The following is a 23806-nucleotide window of genomic DNA, read 5'->3' as shown; positions in this document are numbered from 1 at the left end:
TAGTCTTCCTATTTAAGTTTTTTTGTATCAGAGGTTTTACCATGAGCAACACACCCAGCGAACTAAAATATGCGAGCAGCCATGAGTGGGCGCGTTTAGAAGATGACGGTACCGTAACAGTCGGTATCAGTGATCACGCCCAGGAGGCCTTGGGTGATGTGGTGTTTGTTGAAAACCCCGATGTCGGTGCCAATCTTGCTGCCGGTGATGAAGCGGGTGTTGTCGAGTCGGTAAAAGCCGCTTCAGATATTTATGCACCCGTCGCAGGTGAAGTGATTGCGGTCAATGAAGTGCTGGAAGAAGAGCCTGAAACCGTCAACTCCGACCCTTATCATGACGGTTGGTTTTATAAATTAAAGCCATCGGATGTTAGCGAGCTGGAAAACTTGCTAAGCGCCGAAGACTATATTGCTTCCTGCGAAGAAGACTAAGCTGCATTAACCCCATACAAAGCCTCGCTTTAAGCGGGGCTTTTTTATTTCTACCGCAGGGTGGATTGTAATCCACCTTTTTGAGCAGTTGCTGTTTGGTGGATTGTAATCCACCCTACGATTAACGAATAAGGCCATTATCCATGACCAGCGAAATACAAACTCTTACTCTTAAAGGCCAGGCTGATAGACGCCTGCGTGCCGGTCACTTATGGATTTATAGCAATGAGGTAGACGTAGCAAAATCGCCATTAAAGAACTTTCAGCCCGGTGAGCAGGTGCAGGTACAAAGTGCTAACGGTAAGTCGATGGGTATGGCCTATATCAACCCCCATAGTTTAATTTGCGCCCGCCTATTTAGCCGTGAAACCAAATACCGTTTGGATAAATCGTTATTGGTTCACCGGTTAAATATTGCCTTAAGTTTACGTGAAGGTATTACTGACCAGCCCTATTATCGTTTGGTGTATGGCGATAGTGATTTTTTGCCGGGCCTGGTCGTTGATCGTTTTGGTGATGTGTTAGTTGTGCAAATCGCCACGGTGGGGATGGAGTTGGTTAAAGATCAGTTGATTGACGCTCTGGTACAGGTATTAAAGCCTGCCGGTATTTTATTAAAAAATGATTCACGTATTCGCAAAGCTGAAGAATTACCCGAGTATGTGGACGTGGCTTATGGCGAAGTCCCTAAACAAGTTCCCGCGATTGAAAATGGCGTGCACTTTAATATTCCGGTCTTTGAGGGTCAAAAAACCGGTTGGTTTTATGATCACCGTGGCAGTCGCGCGCGTTTAGCGGATTATGTTAAAGGTAAAAGCGTCTTGGATGTATTTAGTTATGTGGGCGGCTGGGGTGTTCAGGCTGCTGCTTTTGGTGCCGAGTCAGTGACGTGTATTGATGCATCAGAATTTGCTCTCGATCATGTGGAAAGCAATGCGCAATTAAACAATGTCCGCGAAAAAGTCGGCACCTTACAGGGCAATGCCTTTGAAGCGATGAAAATGCTGATTGATGAAGGCGAGCGCTTTGATGTGGTCATTATTGACCCGCCGGCATTTATTCCAAAACGCAAAGATATTAAAAGTGGTGAGCAGGCTTATCGTCGCGCAAACGAATTGGCGATTCGGTTAATTAATAAAGGTGGGATCCTGGTGTCAGGGTCTTGCTCGATGCATTTGGGGCGAGATCGTTTAACGGATATTTTAAGAGCCTCGGCACGTCATCTTGATCGCGATATTCAAATTCTGGAGCAGGGCGGGCAGAGCTTTGATCACCCGGTGCATCCGGCAATTGCTGAGACGGAATATTTAAAAGCAGTCTTTGCCAGAGTGCTAACCGCCAGCTAACTCGTAGGGTGGATTATAATCCACCATAATACAGTGGCAGCTTTTGGTGGATTGTAATCCACCCTACTTAGTCTCTTAAGCTGATATGTGGCCAACCCTGATCCGTAGCGTGCTTGCTTAGAATCTCATCCGCATCCACCGCCACCGGATAATCCACAATCTCCAGCAATGGCAAATCATTATGTGAGTCGCTATAAAAGTGGCTACCTGCCAGCGAGTGGCCGGTTTCCGCCAGCCATTCGTTTAATCGAACAACCTTACCATCCTGAAAGCAGGGTGTGCCTGCCACCTTGCCGGTATAAGCCCCATCGATAAATTCCGGTTCTGTTGCCAGAATATGGTCAACACCCAGACTTTCGGCAATAGGGCCAGTCACAAAGCGGTTGGTCGCTGTAATGATAAGCAGAAAATCTCCCTGGTCCCGGTGTTTTTTCAACAGGGCGTCCGCTTTGGCAAGACGCATCGGGGCTACCGACTGCTGCATAAATTGCTGATGCCATTGGTCTAGTTGTGGTTTGGTGTTGTCAGCCAGCGGCTTTAGGGCAAAAGCCAGAAACTCATGCACATCCAGCCCCCCTTGCTGGTACTGTTTTAAGAAGTGATCATTCGCCTTCTCGTAGGCATCTGCATCGACTATGCCGTTATCTACCAAAAACTGTCCCCAGGCATGGTCGCTATCGCCTGCTAATAAGGTGTTATCAAGGTCAAAAATGGCAAGAGTCACTAGGGTTGCTCCACAGGCTGCTGTTCATCAGATCGTAATGGGCGCATAGCATACTGGTGACGCTGGCCTTTTGCATCCCTGAAACCCCCGCAGTAGTGGGAAAAATTATCCGATTTCTCTAAATCACTGATTTATGGAACAATAGATGCTTTCTAATATGGCCTTGCAGCCTAACTTGCCGTCCACATATAAAACCGGCAAGACAGTCACTGCGAGAGTATTTGGAGTAGCCATTGATTGATTCAGAGGGTTTTCGTGCCAATGTTGGCATCATGATAGCCAACGCCAAAGGTGAAGTCCTTTGGGCCAGGCGAGTAGGGCAAGATGCCTGGCAGTTTCCGCAAGGTGGTATTCAAGAGGGGGAGAGCGCCAAGCAGGCGCTGTTCCGTGAGTTAAAAGAAGAAGTCGGTTTAACCGAAAAAGATGTCGAAGTAGTGGCCTGTACCCGGGGGTGGTTGCGTTATCGTTTGCCGCAGCGCTTGTTACGCCGGGATAGCAAGCCTCTGTGCATTGGTCAAAAACAAAAATGGTTTCTATTGCGAATGTTGGCTGAGGATGATGCCGTTCGCTTTGATAATGATGAGAAACCGGAGTTCGATAGCTGGCAGTGGGTTAGCTATTGGTACCCTTTGGGGCAGGTTATCCCTTTTAAGCGTGAAGTCTATCGCCGCGCACTGAAAGAGTTATCGCCCAGACATAGCCGCATGGTGGATGATCATCTCCGCGATAGGGCAGCACAGAGTGATTAAGAGTTAACTAGATGCGAAAAAATATGCTCGACTCGCTACGCAGTATTGTTCAGGAAGTAAATACTGCCGACCACTTGCAATCGGTGTTAGATATTACCGTGGCGCGAGTGAAGGATGCGATGGGCACCGAAGTTTGCTCAATCTACCTCCGTGAGTCCACCCTCGGCCGCTATGTCTTTAGTGCCACTGAAGGGCTGAATAAAAACTTTGTCGGCAAGATATCTATGGCACCTACTGAGGGCCTGGTGGGTCAAGTGGCGGCCAGGGAAGAACCGCTTAATCTCGACAATGCCGAAGCCCATCCCAAATTTTTGTTTATGCCCGGTATTGGTGAAGAGCGCTTTAGTGCGTTTCTTGGTGTGCCGATTATTCACCAGCGTAAAGTGCTGGGTGTACTGGTTATCCAGCAGCAAACCCGTCGTCGCTTTGATGAAGATGATGAAGCCTTTCTGGTTACCATATCCGCTCAGTTAGCGGGCGTTATTGCCCATGCTCAAGCTACCGGCTTATTGGTTGCGTTAGATGATCGCGGCGAGCGTCAGGGCAGTGCAAAGTTTCGAGGTGTTGCCGGTGCGCCGGGCATTGCTATTGGTCATGCCGTGGTGGTGGCGCCAACCGCCGACCTGAATTCTGTACCGATGCGTCGCAGCAAGGATATTGAAGAAGAATTAGAATTCTTTCATGAATGTCTGGAAGCCGTGCGGGAAGATATCAAAGCGCTGGGGCGTAAACTGGCAAGCCGTTTAGCCAAAGAAGAGCAGGCACTATTTGATGTCTATCTAAGTATGTTGGCGGATAATGCATTAGCCGCCGAAGTCGATGAGCGTATTCGTGATGGTGAATGGGCGCAGGGTGCTTTAAGTAAAGTTATTTTAAAACACGTGCGCACTTTTGAGATGATGGAAGACGCTTATCTTAAAGAGCGCGCTACCGATGTAAAAGATTTGGGTCGCCGAGTATTGGCGTATTTACAGGCGGCTAATAACGGGCCGGTTGATTATCCTGAGCGCACAGTGTTAGTGGGTGAAGAGTTAACCGCATCTATGTTGGGTGAAGTGCCACCGGAAAACTTGGTGGGCCTGATTTCGGTGCGTGGTTCCAGTAACTCCCATGTTGCCATCCTTGCGCGGTCCATGGGTATCCCCACCGTCATGGGTGCGGTGGATTTACCGTTTACCCAAATTGAAGGCAGTGAAATTATTCTCGATGGTTATAATGGCCATGTTTATTTCAATCCTTCAGCCGAATTATTGCATCGCTTCCAGTCGATCTATGAAGAAGAACTGCAGTTTTCTAAAGAGTTAGAGGCGCTAAAGGATGAACCCTGTGTTACCACCGATGACTACCGTTTGCCGCTCTGGGTGAATACGGGGTTGCAGGCGGATATCGCTCGTTCACTGGATCGCGGTGCAGAAGGTGTAGGGCTGTTTCGCACTGAAGTCCCCTTTCTATTGCGTGAACGTTTTCCCAGTGAGGAAGAGCAGCGCAAAATTTATCGTGAGCAGTTAGAGGCCTTTGCGCCAATGCCTGTCACTATGCGAACGCTGGATGTCGGCGGTGATAAATCCTTGCCCTATTTTCCGATTGAAGAAGATAATCCGTTTTTGGGGTGGCGTGGTATTCGCGTTACTCTGGATCACCCGGAAATTTTTCTGGTGCAAGTGCGTGCGATGATGAAGGCCAATGCCGGCTTGGGTAATTTGCGCATGATGCTGCCCATGATCAGTAGCGTACCGGAATTGGAAGAAGCTTTAGAGTTAATTTATCGGGCCCATGATGAATTAGTCGAAGAGCTGGGTTTTGAATTGGAGCTGCCTTTAATTGGTGTGATGGTTGAGGTGCCTGCTGCGGTTTATCAGGCCAGACAATTTGCCAAACGTGTTGGTTTTCTGTCTGTGGGCTCTAACGATTTAACGCAGTATTTATTAGCGGTAGATCGAAATAATGCGCGGGTTGCGGATATTTATCAGGCTTTCCATCCTGCTGTCTTGCAAGCGTTACAGCATGTGGTTAGGGATGGGCATGCGGAAGGTCGCAAAGTGGGTATCTGTGGCGAGTTGGCTGGTGAGCCCGGTGCGGCGGTGTTATTAATGGCCATGGGCTACGATGTATTGTCGATGAACGCCACCACCTTACCCAAAGTTAAATCGGTGATTCGCAATATCAGTATGAAAAGGGCAAAGGAAATATTGGCCCATGTGATGACCATGGAAAATGCCGCAGAAGTTCGTGAATATATTAATCAGTCGATTGAAGAGTCCAGTTCTCAGCGTTTGGTGAAGGCGATGATGGCGGAGCCAGTCCTTTAAAAACGGTGTAACACCCTGTCGCTACTTGCCCCGTGCTGATCAAAGCTTTGTTCCAGCCAGGTGACTCCGCCGTTTCGATCAATACATAATACCGTTGAGCTTCTTGTGCCGTAATGTTCGGATTGAATAAATCGACTCGACAGCATCCTCTCCATGTCAATATCTACCCCAGTGCTGGGGAGTTTGGCGTCAGCTGCCTGCTGCTGGTCCAATAACAGCGTGAATATTTTCTTCGGGTCAGTGCTTACAGAGATAATTTGTTCCAGGGCATTCTTGCCGGTATCCACTTTTGGCCAGCGGGTATTTAGCAGGCTATTACTTAGGCCATACACGCCCGCAGTCAACGGCTTAATCTCACTTTGGCGGTTTGAATAGTAATAGAGTTGATCGATGCTACCGGCCAATAAGTTAAAACCTGCGTATTGCCGGTTTTGTTGGTTGATCGTTTCGAGGTAGTTTTCAACAGGGGTGTCGCTTTGTAAAAAATCGCTGCACAAGTTGCCACGGCTAATAGCGTTGGTCGGTGTGGGGTGTTGTCCCGGTAATTGGTCACAGCGGCAAAGCGCCCCTGCTTATTGATCCCCATCCAGGTGCCTCCTGCTTGCAGGTCCCGGCCGGCAAAGAGTGAGGGCGACTCAGGCCAAAAGTGCCCGGGCTGGGTTGGGCGCTGGTAAAACTCGTCACGATTGGCGGCCACAATCAAAGGAAAGTCGGGGTGATACTGGTAGGCGAATAAAATTAAGCACATTGCGGCAGTTTATCATGGGCTGGCTGTTGGGTGTGGGCTTGGCTTGCGGCATAATAGGCGCCCTTAAACCTGCGATATAGAAAATACTCTATGCTCACACATCCCAATTTCGACCCGGTGGCGGTTTCACTGGGCCCCATCTCCATCCACTGGTATGGGTTGATGTATTTGCTGGCCTTTGCCTCTGCCTGGTTTTTGGCGACGCGCCGTGCCGGTTTTGACTATACCCCGGTCAATCGCAAACAGGTGGATGACCTGATTTTCTATGGTGCTCTGGGTGTTGTGTTAGGTGGGCGTTTTGGTTATGTGTTTTTTTATAACTTCGGTAAATTCTTGGATAACCCTTTATGGTTATTTAAAGTCTGGGAAGGCGGCATGTCTTTTCACGGCGGTTTTTTAGGTGTCATGGTGGCGATGATTATTTATGCCCGCCGATTGCAGTTAAGCCCCGGCCAGATGTTAGATTTTGTAGTGCCCATTGTGCCGCTGGGTTTGGGCTTTGGCCGTGTTGGTAATTTTATTGGTCAGGAGCTATGGGGTCGGCAGGCCGATCCGTCCGCAGTGCCCTGGGCGATGATTTTTCCGGCGGACCCAAGTGGTTTGGCGCGCCATCCGTCACAGTTATACCAGGCGGGGCTGGAAGGGTTGTTGTTGTTTTTGCTGGTCTATGGTTTTTCCAGCAAATCCCGCCCGGTTTGGTCGGTTTCCGGTGTGTTTATGGTGGGTTATGGGTGCTTCCGCTTTATTGTAGAGTTTTTCCGCCAGCCCGATGGTCATATTGGTTTCGATGCCTTTGGCTGGTTAACGCGGGGGCAGCTATTATCGCTGCCGATGATTATCGCTGGCATACTGTTAATTATTTATGCTTACCGGCAGGCTTCAAACCCGCCTCCGGTGGCTACAGCGACACCGACAGCAAAAACAAAAAAACCTAAAAAGAACAAGCGCAAAAAATAGCGCACGAGGCTCAGTAAGGCATGAAACAATATCTCGAATTAATCCAGGACGTTATTGATAACGGCACCGATAAAGGTGATAGAACCGGTGTAGGTACGCGCTCGGTATTTGGTCGCCAACTGCGCTTTGATTTAAGTGCAGGCTTTCCGCTGGTAACGACCAAGAAAATTCACCTGAAAAGTATTATTTATGAGCTGATCTGGTTCTTAAATGGCAGTACCGATAATAACTGGCTGAAAGAGCGCGGCGTCTCGATTTGGGATGAGTGGGCTCTCCCCGATGGTGATCTCGGCCCGATTTATGGCAAGCAGTGGCGTAGCTGGGAGTGCCCGGACGGCTCTACCATTGACCAGATTAGCGACTTAATCCAGATGATTAAAACCAAGCCGGACTCCCGTCGCCTGATTGTTAGTGGCTGGAACCCTGCGGATTTGCCGGATGAATCGATTGGTCCGCAGGAAAACGCTGAGCAAGGCCGTGCGGCACTGCCACCCTGTCATACCTTGTTCCAGTTTTATGTGCTCGACGGCAAGCTCTCCTGCCAGCTGTACCAGCGCAGTGCTGACTTGTTTTTGGGGGTGCCTTTCAATATCGCCAGCTACGCCTTGCTAACGCATATGGTGGCCCAGCAGTGTGATCTTGAAGTGGGTGACTTTGTACATACCTTTGGTGATTGTCATCTCTATAGCAACCACCTAACGGATGAGATTGCGTTTGAACAGTTACAGCGTGAGCCGCGTGCTTTGCCGCAGTTGGTGATCAAGCGCAAGCCTGATTCCATCTTTGATTATGATTTTGACGATTTTGCCTTTGAAGGTTATGACCCTCACCCCTTAATTAAAGCGCCTATTGCAGTATAGAGTGCTCGTCATTCCTGTGCAGGCGCATAGCTGTCCGGGACCCCGTAGGGTGGATTATAATCCACCGCTTATGGCGGCTCCGGGCTGGGCCTTGGTGGATAGGTGGTGGATTATAATCCACCCTACAATGTCCAGCCGTTATATGATTTTCGAAACCTCGCGTTGACTTAAGGCGGACAGTGATGTGTCTGCGCGGGAATGACGATGGTTTTTTGCAAATAAGAGAATTTAGCAATGAGTGAAGATTTTGATGTGCGTATAGCCATGATAGTGGCTATGGCCGAAAACCGGGTCATTGGCCGTAATAACCAGCTGCCCTGGTATTTGCCGAACGATCTTAAGTATTTTAAAGCGGTTACCATGGGCAAGCCTATCGTGATGGGGCGCAAAACCTATGAGTCCATCGGTAAGCCCCTGCCTGGCCGCGCCAATATTGTGGTGAGTACCCGTCCGGAATTTACCGCTGAAGGCGTAAAAGTCGCCCATAGCGTCGCAGAGGCGCTATCACTGGCGCGTAGTGTGGCTATAGTCGATGGTGCCGATGAGGTCATGATTATCGGGGGGCTCAGCTCTATAGTGAGATGCTGGAGCGAGTGCAGCGGCTCTATTTAACCCGGGTACATGCTGATGTTGAGGGTGATGCCCTGTTTCCAGAGCTGGATTTGTCCCGTTGGGAGCGGCTAAGTCATGAGGATTTTGCCGCTGAAGGGCCTAATCCCTATGACTATAGTTTCGAGGTTTATGGTCGCAATGTTTAAAAAAGAGACACCTTGCTCATTCCTTGAACACCCGGGCTTTAAAAAAGCATTATGATTCAGGGTTATAGGGTCTTCCTGTGAAGTGGTAATATTTCACAACTTGGTTTAGTGTTACCGCAAAATACCCCTTTGATACCGATTTACTCGTATTTTTGTCACCACACTACCCAGCTTTAGCTTTTAAATATTTCTATAAATAAAGTGTCTAAAGAGCGTTGCTTCTTTAGAAAGCTTAATATTAAAATGCGTCGCTATTACTGAGCCACACGGGCTATTTCGTAATATAAAGGTCGGGTTTTTATTAAATCTGCTTTTTCAAACATCCCTGAAGGAAATGCAATCCCCATGAATATGCATCGATTCAAAACGATCGCGTTTGCCATGACTATGTCATTTGGCGCGCTAGTGGGCCTACAAGCCCAAGCCAATACAGTTGACGCTGTATTAAAAGTTGGTCAGACAAAAACGACCGCTGCACAAAAATCCCAACAGAAGGTTGATAAGCTAGCTGGTGAAACCGGCGACCTGTTAACTGACTATAAGACCGTTATGAAGCAAGTCGACGGTTTACGCGTTTATAACGCTCGTTTGGAGAAGCAAATCGCCAATCAGCTAAAACGCATAGACGATATCGAGACTTCTATTGATCAGGTTACGATTATCCAGCGTCAGGTAACGCCGCTAGTTATCCGTATGATCGACAGTCTTGAACAATTTATCAGCCTTGATGTGCCTTTCCTGATGGAAGAGCGTAAAGAGCGTATCGCTTTCTTGCGCAGCAGCATTGACCGTTCCGACCTTTCGGTGGCTGAGAAATTTCGTCAGGTGTTAGAAGCCTACAAAATTGAAAATGAATTTGGCCGTAAAGTCACTGCCTATAAAGGTTCATTATCTATCGACGGTGTTGAACGCGACGTTAACTTTTTCCAGGTTGGTCGTGTAGCTCTTATGTACCAAACGACTGATACTGAAATTTCAGGTGCTTGGGACAAAGACGCCGGTGACTTCGTTCAGTTAGATAAAGGCGAATACCGTAACGCTATCTTAAAAGGCCTACGTATCGCTCGTAAGCAAGCCTCTATCGATATCTTAAAACTTCCAGTATCAGCTCCGGAGGCAGCACAATAATGAAAATGTCATTAATTAAATCTGCAGTTGTTGCCTCTGTTCTGGCCATTGCGTCCAGCACTGTGATGGCACAGGATGCACGCTCTCTCGATCAGTTGTTGAATTTCGTTAAGCAAGGTCAAGCGACTGAAGCGAAAGAAAACAAAGCTCGTGAAGCGCGCTTTAAAAATGCCAAAAACCGTCAGGCGCAGTTATTAGCTGAAGCCAAGGTTATGCGTAAGAACGAAGAAGATCGTTCAGCGCGTTTGGAAAACACCTTTGAGCAGAACGAATTGAAAGTTGCTGAGAAGCAGCGCCAGTTAAAAGAGCGTCTGGGTACATTGACTGAGCTATTCGGTCACCTGACGTCTACCGCTGGTGATTTACGTTCAAGCTTTGGTAACTCTTTAATCAGCGCCCAGTACCCTGGCCGTGATGAGTTCCTTGATGAGTTGATTGCTAAAATGTCTGGCGCTGAGCAGCTGCCTAGCATCGAAGAAATTGAGCGTCTGTGGTTTGAAATCCAGCGTGAAATGACTGAGTCGGGCAAAGTGGTTAGCTTTACTGCTGAAGTTGCCAAGCCTGGTGGCGAGAAAGAAAGCCGCACCGTTGTTCGTGTGGGTACTTTCAACGTGATCAGCGACGAAGGTCGTTACTTGCAGTACATTGCTGAAACTAACACATTAGCGGAATTGGCTCGTCAGCCAAGCGGTGCCTATATCGGTTGGGCTTCTGATCTTGCTGGTTCCACTAGCGGTAAAGTGCCTTTTGGTGCTGACCCTACTGGCCCTAGCGGCGGTTCATTCCTTGCTGCACTGATCAACTCTCCGACTATCGAAGAGCGCTGGCATCAAGGTGGTAACGTAGGTTATGCCATCACCGCTGTAGGTGCATTGGCCTTCTTGCTAGCCATCTGGAGACTGATTGTTCTAGCAGCTATGTCTTCTAAAGTAAGTGCGCAGTTGAAGAGCGACAAAGCCAATACTAACAACCCTCTGGGTCGTGTATTGATGGTTCATGAGCAGAATCCAACGATGGATACTGAAACTCTGGAACTGAAGCTTTCTGAAGCCGTTATGAAAGAAGTACCGAAGATCGAATTTGGTCTTAACCTGCTGAAAATCATCGCAGCCGTTGCGCCGCTGATGGGTCTGCTAGGTACGGTAACCGGTATGATCATTACCTTCCAGGCAATCACTATCTTTGGTGCTGGTGATCCTAAAGCGATGGCGGGTGGTATCTCTGGTGCACTGGTAACTACTGTACTGGGTCTGTTAGTCGCTATCCCAACAGTATTGCTGCACACCGTTACCAACGGTCAAGCCAAGAAAGTTATTCACGTGCTGGATGAGCAATCGACTGGCATTATCGCTGAGCATACTGAGGCCCAACTGGGAAAATAAATGTATCTCAATGACGTACTAGACTTTATTTTTCGCTTCATGGAGCAGGGCGGCCCAGTTCTCTGGTTTATCGCTGCCCTTACCTTCGCGTTGTGGACACTGGTCTTCGAGCGTTTTTGGTATTTTAACACCAGCTTGCGTCAGGATCTGGATTCCGCAATTAGTACTTGGGAAGCCCGTCGTGAACGCAAGTCCTGGAACGCCCGTCAAATCCGTCGCCAGTTAATTTCTCAGGCCAACCTGAAAATTAATGCAGGCTTACCCATGATCAAAACGCTGGTAGCTCTGGCACCACTGTTCGGATTAATGGGTACGGTAACCGGTATGATTGAAGTATTTAATATCATGGCGGTGACAGGTGGTGGTGACGCCAAGTCAATGGCTGGTGGTGTGTCGAAAGCGACCATCCCAACTATGGCTGGTATGGTTGCTGCACTGTCCGGCGTTTTTGCTAATACCTATGTAACGCAAATTGCAGAACGTGAAAGCGTATTGCTTGAAGACCATCTGACAACTGATCATTAAGAGAAATATCATGCGCAGAAATGCTAATAGAAATGCAGGTGGAGAAGAAGGCGGCGAGATTGATTTAACGCCCATGCTGGACGTTGTCTTTATCATGCTTATCTTCTTTATCGTTACCGCTTCGTTTATTAAAGAAGCTGGTATCGAGGTAAACCGTCCTGAAGCTTCGACGGCTACCAAGAAAGAAAACGTTAATATTCTGGTTGCAGTAAGTGCGACCAACGAAATCTGGATTGACAAGCGTCGTATCGATAAGCGCGCAGTACGTTCTGTTATTGAACGTATGCATGCTGAGAACCCTAAGGGTGCGGTGGTTGTGCAAGCAGATAACGAATCCAACACTGAAACTGTTGCAAGTGTGATTGACTCTGCACGTGCCGCAGGCGTCTTTGACGTTTCATTGGCCACGGAAAACGATTAAGCCCTTATGAATTACCTACGCGTATTAATAGGCGCCGGGTTAGCGGCTTTAGTCACTACCGGCCTGTTTTATTTAATGCCGCTATTGATTGAAATGGCGGACAAGACTCTGGATGAAAAGCCGGCAACTAAAATTGCCGACATCACCATGCCTGATCGGGAAATTGAAGCCAATCTTAAAGAGGCCAAACCCGACAAGCCTGATGATCCAGAAGAGCCTCCGCCAGATCTGGATCAGCCAGAGATTGACGATGTGGATGTGAATCCCGATGCGGTAAACATGTCTCCAAACATGAGTACCAATGTCAATATTGGTTTGGGTAATGGTCTTGGTGGTGCTGACGGTGAATACCTTCCTATTGTTAAGGTCGCGCCAATGTATCCTCGCCGTGCAAATAGCCGAGGTATTGAAGGCTACTGTACTGTGGAATATACCGTGACAAAGTCAGGTTCTATCAAAGACCCTGTCCCTGTCGACTGTCAGCCAAAAGGTTACTTTGAACGTGCTTCGGTTAAAGCAGCACTTAAGTTCAAATATAAGCCGCGTGTTATTGATGGCGAAGCTATCGATGTACTGGGCGTACAAAACCGATTCACTTATGAGCTCGAAAAATAAGGGCTCATAAGCTCAGGCTTAAAACTTCGGAATTAGCTGAATGATTATGAATGTTTTATCACTTACACCACTAAAACACTGGGGTCGCGCTTTTTTAATCAGCGTACCCGTGTTAGCCGCGCAAGCGGTGGTTCCTGCCTTGTTGCAGCCATACAGCGATCAAGCGTTGATGGGCGTGGCTCAGGCACAGGAAAAGAAAGAAGAGAAAAAGCAAAAAACCAAACGCACCCAGGCCATGAACAATAAGGTCTATGAAAAGCTACAGGCTGCTCAAGAAGCCGTTGAAGCTAAAGATATTGCGGGCGCCTTGGAAATTCTTAATGACTTGAAGAACGGCAAAAAGCCATTAAACGATGCTGAGATGGCCAACGTTCTGAATATGGATGCCTTTATTTACTACAGTAAAGAAGACTATCCCGGAGCATTAAGAGCTTATTCTAAAATTCTGACCTTACCCGAAGCCCCTGAAGGTACTTTAATTCAGGCTCGCTATAGTGTTGCACAGCTATACTTTGTGACTGAAGACTATGCCAACGGTGTTAAAGCCCTGTTGGAATGGTTTGAAGTGACAGAAGCACCAACCGCTAGCGCCTATATGCTGTTGTCTCAGGGTTATTACCAGTTAAAAGAATATGACAACTCTTTAAAGAATGTTGAAATTGCTATCAATATGTATAAAGAGAAGGGCAAAGTCCCTAAAGAAAACTGGTACGGTCTGCAGCGTTTCCTTTATTACGAGAAAGAAAACTACAAGCAAGTCGTAGAGATTCTTAAAGAAATGCTGGTTCATTATCCGAAGAAGCAATACTGGATGCAGTTGTCTGGTATGTACTCTGAGTTGAAAAACGAGCCTAATCAGCTTCATGCTATGGAAACCGCATATGTCCAGGGTATGCTGGATAAAGAAAAAGAGCTGGTTAATATGGCCTCTTTATTCCTGCTAAACGATGTGCCTTATAAGGCGGCAAAAGTTTTAGATAAAGGGATTAAAGACAAGACCATTGAAGCGACCTCTAAAAACCTTGAGTTACTAGGTAACTCATGGCGTCAGGCGCAGGAAGTTAAAAAGGCGATTCCGGAAATGGCGAGAGCTGCCGGTAAATCTGACAAAGGCGACCTCTGGGCTCGTTTATGCAGTATCTACCTGGATAACGATGAGTTCAAAAAGGCTGTTGATGCCTGTGACAAAGGTCTGAAGAAGGGCGGCGTAAAACGCTCTGATACGGCTTACCTGGTAAAAGGTATGGCACACTTCAACCTGAAGCAATATAAGTCAGCTCGTTCTGCCTTTACCAAGGCGGCTAAAGACAAGCGCAGCAAGCAGTACGCTGAGCAATGGATTAAGTTTATGGAGCGTGAGCTAGCTCGTCAGAAGAGTTTAGAGCAGGTTTAAGCAGCGTTAAGCTGAACTGGAAAGGCGCTGATTAGCGCCTTTTTTTGTGCCTGCTATATAGCAAAAACCCCCCCGAGTTAAAATAAAACTAGGTTTTGTTGTTGGCAATTTGTTATATTGAACAAATACAATAAAACCCTGATCTATAGTGGGTTGCCATTATTGAGTTTAGGCGTCAGGAATAAACACCATGCCGGTTTCATTTAATTGGGAAGACAAAAAACAGCTGTATATAAGCTATACCGGTACGATTACCGGGCAGGAAGTATTGGAGTCGCAAAGTGCGATCACGGATAATTACCCCTTTGAAGATTTGCGCGGTATTGTCCTCGATGTTTCTCAGGTTAAGGAAAATCTATGTGTTGAGAGTGATGTGGTTAAAGTCTCTGCCGTCGCTCAGGCTCAAGCAAAAACTAACCCGAAGATTAAAAATGCCATTGTTTTAGGGGCTAATGAAGAGAGTCAGGCGTTTACCGCCTATTATCAGTTATTGGCGGAGTCTACCGGTTGGGATATCGAGATGTTTAGCTCTGAGCAAGATGCGCGGGATTGGCTAGGCTAGCAACCCCTGCAAAAAATTTCACACTTTACGGAGAAGCTGTGTTTTGAACGCGATAAAACCATGGATTTTAACTTTAGCCTTAATGCTAGTGCCTGCTCTCGGTTTCTCTGAGACACAGCCCTCCCTGGTGATTGCCCAGTCAGATAAAGAGTCCATACCTTATTCATGGTTTGATGCCTGCCAGCAAAAAATTACCGGTTCATCGCAACATATTTTAAAAAAAATATTTTCTGATCTAAATATTAATTTACGGGTAGCAGCGAAAACGATTACTGGGCCGGACTCTATCAAAGATATTGTTAAAGCGGCGGAACAGGGTAAGCTGGATTTTATTTATGGCGTGGGTGGCGGAGACTTAAGTTATCTGGGGCTGACAGCTAATAGCGTACCGGCGGTTATCTTTGAGCGAGGTTTGATTTATTCAGCTGAGCTTGGCGTTGCCAACTCCCTCAGCGATTTTTCCCATAAAAAGGGCATTCTGATTGGCACCACTAAACAGAGTATGCCGCGCTCCATTGCCAAGGTACTAAAGCCCTATGCACTGGATCTTGAAGTCTATACCAGTCTGGATAAAGCACTGGAGCAGCTTAGTAATCAACAGGTTGATTATGTGATTGACAACCGTTACTCGATTAAGTTGGCGGCCATCAAGCATGGCATTAAGGATAACTTTAATTATTTAACCCTGGAAGCCTTGCAGACTGCGGTGTATATCGCCGTCCCTATCGGTTCTGCAAAAGAAAAATACTTCCCTTTGATCGATAAAAAAATAACGCAAATGCGTACTACCGGTTACGAAGAGCATATCCACTCCCGCTATTTAAATTTATGGTCTGAGGTGGGTAATTGCGATACTACGCTGAATTAATCCGTTGTGCGCAAGCCGTTAACGGCTAGGGCTGTTCCCTGACATCCGCCATATTCCAAAAGGCTTGCATGTGCGTTATTTTACCTTCGTCATTAAAAGTAAACACATCCGTTGCATCCAGATAGCTGCTATGGTCTTCAAAGTTGTGGCGGGCTAATAATAAAAATGCACAGCTATTGGCCGCAACGCAGACAGGTCCTTTTAGCTCGACATGCAGCGCAGGGGTAACAGCGGCGTAAAAGGCCCTGATAGCGTCTTTGCCTTCGTGGGCAGGGCCGCCAACAGGGTCTTCCGATACGGCGCCTTCAGCATAGAGTTCCATAATGCCGTCAATATCGTTATTACACATCATGTCGATATAGCGAGTGACCAGAGAGCGAACTTCGTCGGGGGTATACATAAGCATCCTTTAATTATTATCTGTTGCGCATTCTATGGCATAAAGGCGTAAATCGGAAACTATCCTGTGACTATTCATCTTATAATGGCGGGATATTAATATAATAAGGAGTTTGCCATGAGTGATACCGCCAAACCTATTTATGTTGTTGTCAGCGGGCGGATCCTGCAGCCAGAAAAAATAGCTCCCTATGCCGAAGCTTCAGGCCCTTTGGCACAAGCGGCTGGGCTTGAGTTTCTTGGGCATTCCAAGCCGATATTACTGGAAGGCGAGTGGCCTTATACCGATGGTATGGTAACGATTGAACGATTTAGCTCAAAAGCGGCGCTGGAAAATTTTTGGCACTCGGATGCTTATCAAGAGGCTAAAAAGTTGCGGGAAGGCGTTGTCGATATTGATTTTATTGTGGCTGTTGAAGAGCCTGAAGGCGATATAGTATAGCGGTGAGACAATGCCCCCGGGTGGCGGGGGCAGGTTTTACTCTCAGTCCAGCATTAGTCCAGCATTGAAACATCCCTAACCGCGCCTTTATCGGCACTGGTGGCCATTTTGGCATAGGCTTTAAGGGCTGCTGTCACTTTCCGTGGTCGATCTTCCAGCGGCTTCCAGCCACCATCTTCGCGGTTGTTCATTGCTGTGCGACGCTGGTCTAATTCCTCGTTGGATAGATCAACATTAATACTGCGGTTGGGGATATCAATCTTAATGGTATCGCCTTGTTCCACCAGGCCAATAGCACCACCGGCGGCGGCTTCAGGTGAGGCATGGCCGATAGATAGACCGGAGGTGCCCCCGGAGAAGCGGCCATCGGTCAGCAATGCACAGGCCTGGCCCAAGCCTTTTGATTTTAAGTAACTGGTTGGATACAGCATTTCTTGCATGCCGGGGCCCCCTTGTGGGCCCTCGTAGCGAATAATGACCACATCGCCCTCTTTAACGCGGCCTTCGAGAATATCAGCAACCGCACTGTCCTGGCTCTCGCAGATATGCGCGGGGCCTTCAAACACATGGATACTCTCATCAACACCAGAGGTTTTAACCACACAGCCATCTTCAGCGATATTGCCAAATAAAACGGCAAGGCCGCCTTCCAGTGAAAAAGCATTTTCCAGTGAGCGAATACAGCCATTGGCGCGGTCATCATCCAGTGATGGCCAGCGGGTACTTTGACTGAAAGCGGTTTGGGTGGGGATACCTGCGGGGCCAGCCATAAAAAACGTTTTTACGGCGTCGTCGTCGGTCTGGCAAATATCCCAGCGCGCGAGAGCTTCTTTCATACTGGCGCTGTGCACGGTTGGGCTGTCTTCGTGTAGCAAGCCGGCACGATTTAATTCACCGAGAATACCCATAACACCACCGGCGCGGTGCACATCTTCCATATGGTAGAGCGGCGTATTAGGGGCGACCTTACATAGCTGTGGAACGCGGCGTGACAAGCGGTCGATATCATTCATGGTGAAATCGATACCGCCTTCCTGAGCTGCGGCTAATAAGTGCAGAATGGTATTGGTAGAACCGCCCATAGCGATATCCAGACTCATAGCATTTTCAAAAGCATTAAAGTTGGCAATCGAGCGAGGTAGCAGTGAATCATCATCCTGCTCATAGTGACGGCGAGTGATGTCAACAATCTTGCGGCCAGCTTCTAAAAATAAGTGCTCCCTGTCTGCGTGGGTGGCCAGTGTCGAGCCATTACCGGGCAGTGACAGGCCAAGGGCTTCGGTCAGGCAGTTCATTGAGTTGGCGGTAAACATACCTGAGCAGGAGCCACAGGTAGGGCAGGCAGAACGCTCGTACTCCTCAACTTTTTCATCACTGGCGCTATCGTCAGTAGCAATGACGATGGCATCAACCAGGTCGAGCTTCTGGTCGGACAGTTTGGTTTTACCTGCTTCCATAGGTCCGCCGGAGACAAAAATCACCGGAATATTTAAGCGCATGGAGGCATTCAGCATCCCCGGTGTGATCTTGTCACAGTTGGAGATACAGACAATCGCATCGGCACAGTGGGCATTCACCATATATTCCACGGAATCGGCTATAAGGTCCCTTGAGGGCAGGCTATAGAGCATGCCGTCATGGCCCATAGCGATACCGTCATCGACAGCAATCGTATTGAACTCTTTGGCCACGCCGCCGGCTTTCTCAATCTCACGAGCTACCAGCTGCCCCATATCTTTTAGGTGAACATGACCGGGTACAAATTGAGTAAAAGAGTTAGCGACAGCAATAATTGGCTTTTGGAAGTCGTCATCTTTCATTCCGGTTGCTCGCCATAGGGCGCGGGCTCCAGCCATATTGCGGCCGGCGGTGGATGTTTTGGAGCGATATTGCGGCATGGTAAACCTCTAAAAACGGGCTAATTCTAATAGCCGGCAAGGATAGCATAGAGTTAATCGCTGCGGGTTAATTTGGCTGTTACAGATAGGTGTATCAGCACGCGCTGTTATTTCGAGACAGGTGTCGCATTATTTAACAGTGGCTCAGGAGTATGCAGGCTAGTAAACCTCTGTAACTACTTGATAATAAAGAATTTTTATTTTCTCTCTGAGATCGGCTGGCGTCGATATGATTTACAACTAATCCCTATTAAAGCCTGTTTTTTTATTCAAGCCTTTGATTTTAAAAGAATTTTCCTTGTTGGCATGGATTGTGTATCACTTGTTCTGTGTTATTCAAGATTGAGTATTTTAGTGGGCTAAATACACGGGATGATTGATTTAAATATTGGAAGGTATGTAATGAGAAAGTTAGTTCAAGCTGCGGCGGCCCTCGCATTGGTTAATGCCCTGCCGTTGGCAGCGCTGCCATTTACGGGTACCGAGATCACTATTTTTGACGGTAGCAGCCAAGATAAAGACTGGCACAGAGCCGATGAAGATCAGGAAGTTGAGATAGGTATGCAGCATGGTCAGATTTGGGATTTAGAGGGCTTTTGGTTGCAGGATAATGGTGATCTGGCCATTGTTGGCGGTTATGATTTTAAGGAAGGTGAAGGCCAGTTTGATGCCGGTGATATCTTCGTCGATATTGATGGCGATAATATTGCTCTTGGTGGCCGCGTGGTTGATGGCTCTGTGGGTAATACGCCAGTGAAAACTACCTTCGGTTACGATTATGTGTTTGATATAGATTGGGCCGCCCAAAGCTATGAAATCAGAGAACTGACGGACCAATCATTAACCTCTGAGGCCTGGTATACACAGAATTATAGCTCTAGTCCCTGGCGCTATGTGGGTGAAGATAATAGTCCCGACCTTGCCACGTCCGTGGCCAGCGGCACCTTTGATTATGTAGCGGACCTGAAGGATAGTGAAGCCGGTTATGTGGGTGACCCGAATGCTACAACGGGCACCCATAACGTTGCTTATAATTTTGATCTAAGCTGGTTTATCAATAATCAGGATATCGATAGCGCCTATTTCCATAATACGATGGGTTGCGGTAATGATAACCTGATGGGTTATGCGCAAGGTATCACGACAAGAACCAACGTGGCAGAGCCTTCTTCAATCGCTTTGCTGGCATTGGGTGTCTTTGGTTTAGGTATGTTGCGTCGTAAAGCTTAAGCTTTGCATGGCGTTAACCATAGCCGCTTTGCGGCTATTTTTTTATCTGTAACGTATAGATTAAAAGGCTTCTAGCAAGGTATTTAAAAACCGTCTTCCAACCGCTGTAGGGTAAATATCATCCCCCGTTTTTTCTAGTAGCCCCCGTTGAGTCAGTGCGTTCAGCTGTGCCGTGATAACGTCCAGTGATAGCCCGGTTCTGTGCTCAAACATCTGTGGTGTAAAGCCCTGATTAAGCCTTAGGCTATTCATCATAAATTCCAGTGGGATCTCCTGTTGTTCCAGAATCCGCTCTCCTGCCATAAAGGCTTTTTTAGCATTGAGGAAATCTTTTGGGGCCCTGGTTTTCCAGCGTCGTAAAATAGTCTGTTGTGCTATATCGGTTTGCTTGCCATGAGCACCAGCGCCAATGCCAATATAATCACCAAAAGACCAGTAGTTAATATTATGCTGTGATTGCTTCCCCTGAAGGCTGTAGGCGGAAATTTCATATTGATAATAAGCATGCTGCTGTAAGTGTTGTTCACCAGCGTATTGTATATCTGCAAGTTTATCATCTGAGGGTAGTGTGGGAGGGGTATTATAAAAAGCTGTATTAGGCTCAATGGTCAGTTGGTACCAGGAGATATGGCTGGGCTCTAAATCAATAGCTTGCTGAATATCATCCAGGGCTTGTTGTTGATTTTGTTGTGGCAGTCCATGCATTAAATCAATATTGACGTTATCAATGCCAGCTTGCTTGGCAGTAGCTGCGGCCTTAATCGCTTCAGTATTATTATGAATTCGGCCAAGTGATTTCAGGTGATCAGGATTAAAACTTTGTACGCCAATGGATAAGCGATTCACACCTGCCGCTGCATAACCAGAAAATTTTTCTTGCTCTACTGTGCCGGGGTTTGCTTCCAGGGTGATTTCAATATCGGCGGAAAAAGGAATGCGCTTTGCCACCTCGTTGAGAATGTACTCAATGGTTGTTGCCGAAAATAAACTGGGCGTACCGCCGCCAAAAAAAATGGAATGCAGTTGCCGGTTTTGCACCAGAGAGAGTTCCTGCTCAAGGTCTGCAATCAGTGCCCTGGCATAGTCCAGTTCCGGTATGGCGTCGCTGGTGTGAGAATTAAAATCACAGTAGGGGCATTTGCGAATACACCAGGGGATATGAATATATAAACTGAGGGGAGGTAATTCGATCACGGGTGATAACCGTTAATCCAAACCTAACGAAGACCACATATCATCAACGCGTTGTTGGGTGGCTTGATCCATGGCTATAGGCAGTCCCCACTCTCGGGTAGTTTCCCCTTCCATTTTATTCGTCGCATCAAAACCGATTTTAGAACCCAGGCCGGATACCGGTGAAGCGAAATCCAAATAATCAATCGGTGAATTATCGATAAAGACGCAGTCCCGTCGCGGGTCCATGCGAGTGGTCATGGCCCAGATAACATCCTTCCAATCCCGCGCGTTAACATCATCATCGGTAACGATAATAAATTTGGTATACATAAATTGCCGTAAAAAAGACCAGACGCCCATCATTACTCGCTTGGCATGGCCGGCGTATTGTTTTTTCATCGTGACCACGGCCATACGATAAGAGCAGCCTTCAGGGGGCAAATAGAAATCACTGATTTCAGGAAACTGTTTTTGCAAAATAGGCACAAAGACTTCGTTCAGTGCCAGGCCTAAAATAGCCGGTTCATCCGGTGGTCTACCGGTATAGGTACTATGGTAAATCGGGTCGTCGCGATGTGTAATATGGGTAACAGTCATGACGGGAAATTGATCGACTTCATTGTAGTAGCCGGTATGATCGCCAAAGGGGCCTTCATCAGCCATCTCACCGGCGGCAATATAACCTTCTAAAATATACTCCGCCGTGGCGGGAATATTTAAATCGTTACTTAAGGATTTTGCTAATTCTGTTTTGCTATCACGCAATAGGCCAGCAAAAGCAAATTCACTTAAGTTATCGGGTACTGGTGTTACTGCCCCCAAAATAGTGGCGGGGTCTGCGCCCAGTGCTACGGAAACGGGGTAGGGTTTGCCGGGATTTTGTTGTTGGAATTCCTGAAAGTCTAAAGCGCCACCGCGGTGCGATAACCAGCGCATAATCAGCTTGTTTTTACCGATTAATTGCATGCGATATATGCCGAGGTTCTGGCGTTCTTTATTGGGTCCGCGGGTGACTACCAGTGGCCAGGTAATTAACGGACCAGCATCATCGGGCCAGCAGGTTTGGATGGGTAGCTGGTAAAGGTCAACATCATCGCCGCTGATAATATGTTTCTGGCAGTCGGGTTTGCTGATGATTTTGGGTGCCATTTTTAGCACCTTTTTTAAAATCGGTGCTTTATCCCAGGCATCTTTCAAGCCTTTGGGTGGGTCGGGTTGGCGTAAATAGGCCAGTAATTCGCCCACTTCCCGCAACTTGATAATATCATCCTGTCCCATACCCAGAGCTACACGCTGTTCCGTACCAAATAAATTAGTCAGGACAGGGGTGGAAAAACCGATGGGGTTTTCAAATAGTATGGCTGGGCCACCGTTGCGTAAAACACGGTCGCAAATTTCAGTCATTTCCAATTTGGGGTTAACAGGCTCGGTAACGCGAATCAGTTCACCGCGCTGTTCAAGAAAAGCTATAAAGTCACGAAGGTCTTTATATTTCATGGAGGCTAAACCAGTTGGGGCGAGTTAATAGCTCGCCCCAGTTCCAGTCCTTATTTTCTCTTCATCGACAAAAAGAATTCGTCGTTGGTTTTAGTGTCTTTCAATTTATCCAGCAAGAATTCGATGGCTGGCGTGTCTTCCATACCGTGCAATAATTTGCGCAGTATCCACATTCTTTGCAACTCTTCCTCATCCGTCAGACGTTCTTCGCGACGTGTACCGGAGCGGCGAATGTTAATAGCCGGATAAACGCGTTTTTCTGCTACCTTGCGATCAAGGTGCAGTTCCATATTGCCGGTACCTTTAAATTCTTCGTAGATAACCTCGTCCATTTTTGAACCAGTATCAATCAGTGCAGTCGCGATAATGGTTAAGCTGCCGCCTTCTTCAACATTACGCGCAGCACCAAAGAAACGCTTGGGGCGCTCCAGTGCGTGGGCATCAACACCACCGGTCAGTACTTTGCCGGATGATGGGATAATGGTGTTGTAGGCGCGGGCCAAGCGAGTAATCGAATCTAACAGGATAACCACGTCTTTTTTGTGCTCAACCAGACGCTTGGCTTTTTCGATAACCATTTCGGCTACCTGAACGTGACGGGCTGGTGGTTCATCAAAGGTCGATGCCACCACTTCTGCGCGTACTGAGCGCTGCATTTCTGTCACTTCCTCAGGGCGCTCATCGATCAGTAATACGATCATGTAGCACTCAGGGTTGTTGCGCACCATGCTCTGGGCAATATGCTGCAACATTAAGGTTTTACCGGCTTTGGGCGGTGCGACAATTAAGCCCCGGGCGCCTTTGCCAATTGGTGATGTCAGGTCAATGATACGACCGGTTAAATCCTCGGTTGAGCCATTGCCCACTTCCAGCACACAGCGCTCATCGGGAAATAGGGGGTAAGGTTTTCAAACAGGACTTTATTTTTGGATTGTTCGGGTTGGGTGTAATTAACTTCGCTGACTTTCAGCAGGGCAAAATAGCGTTCGCCGTCTTTCGGGGGGCGAATCTTGCCAGAAATGGTATCGCCGGTACGCAGGTTAAAGCGGCGAATCTGGCTAGGGGAGACGTAAATATCGTCTGGGCCTGCCAAATAAGAACAGTCGGCGCTTCTAAGGAAGCCAAAGCCATCTTGTAGTATCTCTAATACGCCATCACCGGAGATATCTTCGCCGCTTTTGGCGTGTCGCTTCAGGATCGAGAAGATAATGTCCTGTTTGCGCTGGCGAGCGATATTATCGAGGCCAATCTCTTTGGCGATATCAAGGAGTTCTTGGGTTGGCTTGGTTTTTAAGTCGGTTAGATTCATAAGATTATTGGAATTTTTCAAGTTATGAAAACTACAAATGGAGTACGCGGACGCGTGTAGATTTTCGGGTATGTTTAGG

General features: G+C 47.6%; 21 protein-coding genes and 3 pseudogenes. 17 read left to right on the top strand and 7 right to left on the bottom strand.

Annotated elements, in window-relative coordinates:
• Nucleotides 1-41 precede the first annotated feature (41 nt).
• Nucleotides 42-431 (top strand): glycine cleavage system protein GcvH, encoded by a 390-nt coding sequence (gene gcvH / locus BST96_RS05880; RefSeq protein ID WP_085757802.1) that lies wholly within the window; start codon nt 42-44, stop codon nt 429-431.
• Nucleotides 432-574: 143 nt separating this feature from the next.
• Nucleotides 575-1777: a class I SAM-dependent rRNA methyltransferase gene (locus BST96_RS05875; RefSeq protein ID WP_085757801.1), complete on the top strand. Its 1203-nt coding sequence runs from the start codon at nt 575-577 to the stop codon at nt 1775-1777.
• Nucleotides 1778-1844: 67 nt separating this feature from the next.
• Here BST96_RS05875 and BST96_RS05870 read toward each other — a convergent pair whose 3' ends face one another.
• A complete protein-coding gene (locus BST96_RS05870) occupies nt 1845-2501 on the bottom strand; it encodes a histidinol-phosphatase (protein ID WP_085757800.1) in 657 nt (218 codons plus the stop codon).
• A gap of 233 nt (nt 2502-2734) precedes the next feature.
• Between BST96_RS05870 and BST96_RS05865 the strand changes: the two genes are divergently transcribed.
• Together BST96_RS05865 and ptsP are read left to right on the top strand one after the other, a co-directional pair.
• Complete coding sequence (locus BST96_RS05865; protein WP_085757799.1) at nt 2735-3250, top strand: RNA pyrophosphohydrolase; 516 nt, start codon at nt 2735-2737, stop codon at nt 3248-3250.
• 23 nt (nt 3251-3273) lie between these two features.
• Complete coding sequence (gene ptsP, locus BST96_RS05860) at nt 3274-5559, top strand: phosphoenolpyruvate--protein phosphotransferase (RefSeq protein WP_085760482.1); 2286 nt, start codon at nt 3274-3276, stop codon at nt 5557-5559.
• Here ptsP and BST96_RS20935 read toward each other — a convergent pair.
• Nucleotides 5556-6307: pseudogene (locus tag BST96_RS20935) on the bottom strand (NRDE family protein). The gene ptsP and the pseudogene BST96_RS20935 sit on opposite strands and share 4 nt — an antisense overlap.
• Before the next feature lie 90 nt (nt 6308-6397).
• Between BST96_RS20935 and lgt the strand changes: the two are divergent.
• The 11 genes and pseudogenes from lgt to BST96_RS05800 all read left to right on the top strand — a co-directional run bounded on the left by lgt (nt 6398) and on the right by BST96_RS05800 (nt 15776).
• On the top strand, nt 6398-7264 hold the full coding sequence (gene lgt, locus BST96_RS05850; protein WP_085757798.1) for a prolipoprotein diacylglyceryl transferase: 867 nt from the start codon (nt 6398-6400) through the stop codon (nt 7262-7264).
• A gap of 20 nt (nt 7265-7284) precedes the next feature.
• Nucleotides 7285-8124 carry a thymidylate synthase gene (locus BST96_RS05845; protein WP_085757797.1) on the top strand — a complete coding sequence of 280 codons (840 nt, stop codon included), beginning with the start codon at nt 7285-7287 and terminating at the stop codon, nt 8122-8124.
• 234 nt (nt 8125-8358) lie between these two features.
• Nucleotides 8359-8882: pseudogene (locus BST96_RS05840) on the top strand (dihydrofolate reductase).
• A gap of 345 nt (nt 8883-9227) precedes the next feature.
• Nucleotides 9228-10010: a DUF3450 domain-containing protein gene (locus BST96_RS05835; protein WP_085757796.1), complete on the top strand. Its 783-nt coding sequence runs from the start codon at nt 9228-9230 to the stop codon at nt 10008-10010.
• Nucleotides 10010-11392: a MotA/TolQ/ExbB proton channel family protein gene (locus BST96_RS05830; protein WP_085757795.1), complete on the top strand. Its 1383-nt coding sequence runs from the start codon at nt 10010-10012 to the stop codon at nt 11390-11392. The genes BST96_RS05835 and BST96_RS05830 overlap by 1 nt, the downstream gene beginning before the upstream one ends.
• Nucleotides 11393-11917 (top strand): MotA/TolQ/ExbB proton channel family protein, encoded by a 525-nt coding sequence (locus BST96_RS05825; RefSeq protein WP_085757794.1) that lies wholly within the window; start codon nt 11393-11395, stop codon nt 11915-11917.
• Between the two features lie 10 nt (nt 11918-11927).
• Nucleotides 11928-12338 carry an ExbD/TolR family protein gene (locus BST96_RS05820; protein ID WP_085757793.1) on the top strand — a complete coding sequence of 137 codons (411 nt, stop codon included), beginning with the start codon at nt 11928-11930 and terminating at the stop codon, nt 12336-12338.
• 6 nt (nt 12339-12344) lie between these two features.
• On the top strand, nt 12345-12953 hold the full coding sequence (locus tag BST96_RS05815; protein ID WP_085757792.1) for an energy transducer TonB: 609 nt from the start codon (nt 12345-12347) through the stop codon (nt 12951-12953).
• Nucleotides 12954-12993: 40 nt separating this feature from the next.
• Entirely contained in the window at nt 12994-14346 is a 1353-nt protein-coding gene (locus BST96_RS05810; RefSeq protein WP_085757791.1) for a tetratricopeptide repeat protein, read from the top strand.
• 190 nt (nt 14347-14536) lie between these two features.
• The gene (locus BST96_RS05805) at nt 14537-14908 is read left to right on the top strand and encodes a hypothetical protein (protein WP_085757790.1); all 372 of its coding nucleotides are present in this window, start codon (nt 14537-14539) and stop codon (nt 14906-14908) included.
• Between the two features lie 43 nt (nt 14909-14951).
• On the top strand, nt 14952-15776 hold the full coding sequence (locus BST96_RS05800; RefSeq protein ID WP_157117871.1) for a type 2 periplasmic-binding domain-containing protein: 825 nt from the start codon (nt 14952-14954) through the stop codon (nt 15774-15776).
• Nucleotides 15777-15801: 25 nt separating this feature from the next.
• Here the strand turns inward: BST96_RS05800 and BST96_RS05795 are convergent, their stop codons facing one another.
• Entirely contained in the window at nt 15802-16176 is a 375-nt protein-coding gene (locus tag BST96_RS05795; protein ID WP_169713922.1) for a nuclear transport factor 2 family protein, read from the bottom strand.
• Nucleotides 16177-16293: 117 nt separating this feature from the next.
• Between BST96_RS05795 and BST96_RS05790 the strand changes: the two genes are divergently transcribed.
• Nucleotides 16294-16617, top strand: coding sequence for a DUF1330 domain-containing protein (locus BST96_RS05790; RefSeq protein ID WP_085757787.1), 324 nt, complete (start codon nt 16294-16296; stop codon nt 16615-16617).
• Between the two features lie 53 nt (nt 16618-16670).
• Here the strand turns inward: BST96_RS05790 and ilvD are convergent, their stop codons facing one another.
• A complete protein-coding gene (gene ilvD, locus BST96_RS05785) occupies nt 16671-18515 on the bottom strand; it encodes a dihydroxy-acid dehydratase (RefSeq protein WP_085757786.1) in 1845 nt (614 codons plus the stop codon).
• Nucleotides 18516-18917: 402 nt separating this feature from the next.
• On the opposite strand from ilvD, the gene BST96_RS05780 reads away from it, so the two are divergent.
• Nucleotides 18918-19745 (top strand): PEP-CTERM sorting domain-containing protein, encoded by an 828-nt coding sequence (locus BST96_RS05780; protein WP_085757785.1) that lies wholly within the window; start codon nt 18918-18920, stop codon nt 19743-19745.
• A gap of 60 nt (nt 19746-19805) precedes the next feature.
• Here the strand turns inward: BST96_RS05780 and hemW are convergent, their stop codons facing one another.
• The 3 genes and pseudogenes from hemW to rho form a co-directional block, all read right to left on the bottom strand.
• Nucleotides 19806-20939: a radical SAM family heme chaperone HemW gene (gene hemW, locus BST96_RS05775; RefSeq protein ID WP_085757784.1), complete on the bottom strand. Its 1134-nt coding sequence runs from the start codon at nt 20937-20939 to the stop codon at nt 19806-19808.
• A 12-nt stretch (nt 20940-20951) separates the two neighbouring features.
• A complete protein-coding gene (gene ubiD, locus BST96_RS05770) occupies nt 20952-22418 on the bottom strand; it encodes a 4-hydroxy-3-polyprenylbenzoate decarboxylase (protein WP_085757783.1) in 1467 nt (488 codons plus the stop codon).
• A 50-nt stretch (nt 22419-22468) separates the two neighbouring features.
• Nucleotides 22469-23727 (bottom strand): annotated as a pseudogene (gene rho / locus BST96_RS05765) (transcription termination factor Rho).
• Nucleotides 23728-23806: the final 79 nt, after the last annotated feature.

This window comes from Oceanicoccus sagamiensis, from assembly GCF_002117105.1.
In the GTDB taxonomy this organism is placed as follows: Bacteria; Pseudomonadota; Gammaproteobacteria; order Pseudomonadales; family Dasaniaceae; genus Oceanicoccus; species Oceanicoccus sagamiensis.
The sequence above is the reverse complement of the archived record's forward strand: the minus strand, read 5'-3'. Positions and strand labels throughout refer to the sequence as shown.

Bases quoted from the DNA above. Each gene is read 5' to 3' on its own strand.
- BST96_RS05875 (WP_085757801.1), top strand. From the start codon at position 575: ATGACCAGCGAAATACAAACTCTTACTCTTAAAGGCCAGGCTGATAGA.
- BST96_RS05835 (WP_085757796.1), top strand. From the start codon at position 9,228: ATGAATATGCATCGATTCAAAACGATCGCGTTTGCCATGACTATGTCA.
- BST96_RS05820 (WP_085757793.1), top strand. From the start codon at position 11,928: ATGCGCAGAAATGCTAATAGAAATGCAGGTGGAGAAGAAGGCGGCGAG.
- ilvD (WP_085757786.1), bottom strand. From the start codon at position 18,515: ATGCCGCAATATCGCTCCAAAACATCCACCGCCGGCCGCAATATGGCT.
- gcvH (WP_085757802.1), top strand. From the start codon at position 42: ATGAGCAACACACCCAGCGAACTAAAATATGCGAGCAGCCATGAGTGG.
- lgt (WP_085757798.1), top strand. From the start codon at position 6,398: ATGCTCACACATCCCAATTTCGACCCGGTGGCGGTTTCACTGGGCCCC.
- BST96_RS05845 (WP_085757797.1), top strand. From the start codon at position 7,285: ATGAAACAATATCTCGAATTAATCCAGGACGTTATTGATAACGGCACC.
- BST96_RS05780 (WP_085757785.1), top strand. From the start codon at position 18,918: ATGAGAAAGTTAGTTCAAGCTGCGGCGGCCCTCGCATTGGTTAATGCC.
- BST96_RS05790 (WP_085757787.1), top strand. From the start codon at position 16,294: ATGAGTGATACCGCCAAACCTATTTATGTTGTTGTCAGCGGGCGGATC.
- ubiD (WP_085757783.1), bottom strand. From the start codon at position 22,418: ATGAAATATAAAGACCTTCGTGACTTTATAGCTTTTCTTGAACAGCGC.
- BST96_RS05795 (WP_169713922.1), bottom strand. From the start codon at position 16,176: ATGTATACCCCCGACGAAGTTCGCTCTCTGGTCACTCGCTATATCGAC.
- BST96_RS05805 (WP_085757790.1), top strand. From the start codon at position 14,537: ATGCCGGTTTCATTTAATTGGGAAGACAAAAAACAGCTGTATATAAGC.
- BST96_RS05810 (WP_085757791.1), top strand. From the start codon at position 12,994: ATGATTATGAATGTTTTATCACTTACACCACTAAAACACTGGGGTCGC.
- BST96_RS05825 (WP_085757794.1), top strand. From the start codon at position 11,393: ATGTATCTCAATGACGTACTAGACTTTATTTTTCGCTTCATGGAGCAG.
- ptsP (WP_085760482.1), top strand. From the start codon at position 3,274: ATGCTCGACTCGCTACGCAGTATTGTTCAGGAAGTAAATACTGCCGAC.
- BST96_RS05830 (WP_085757795.1), top strand. From the start codon at position 10,010: ATGAAAATGTCATTAATTAAATCTGCAGTTGTTGCCTCTGTTCTGGCC.
- BST96_RS05815 (WP_085757792.1), top strand. From the start codon at position 12,345: ATGAATTACCTACGCGTATTAATAGGCGCCGGGTTAGCGGCTTTAGTC.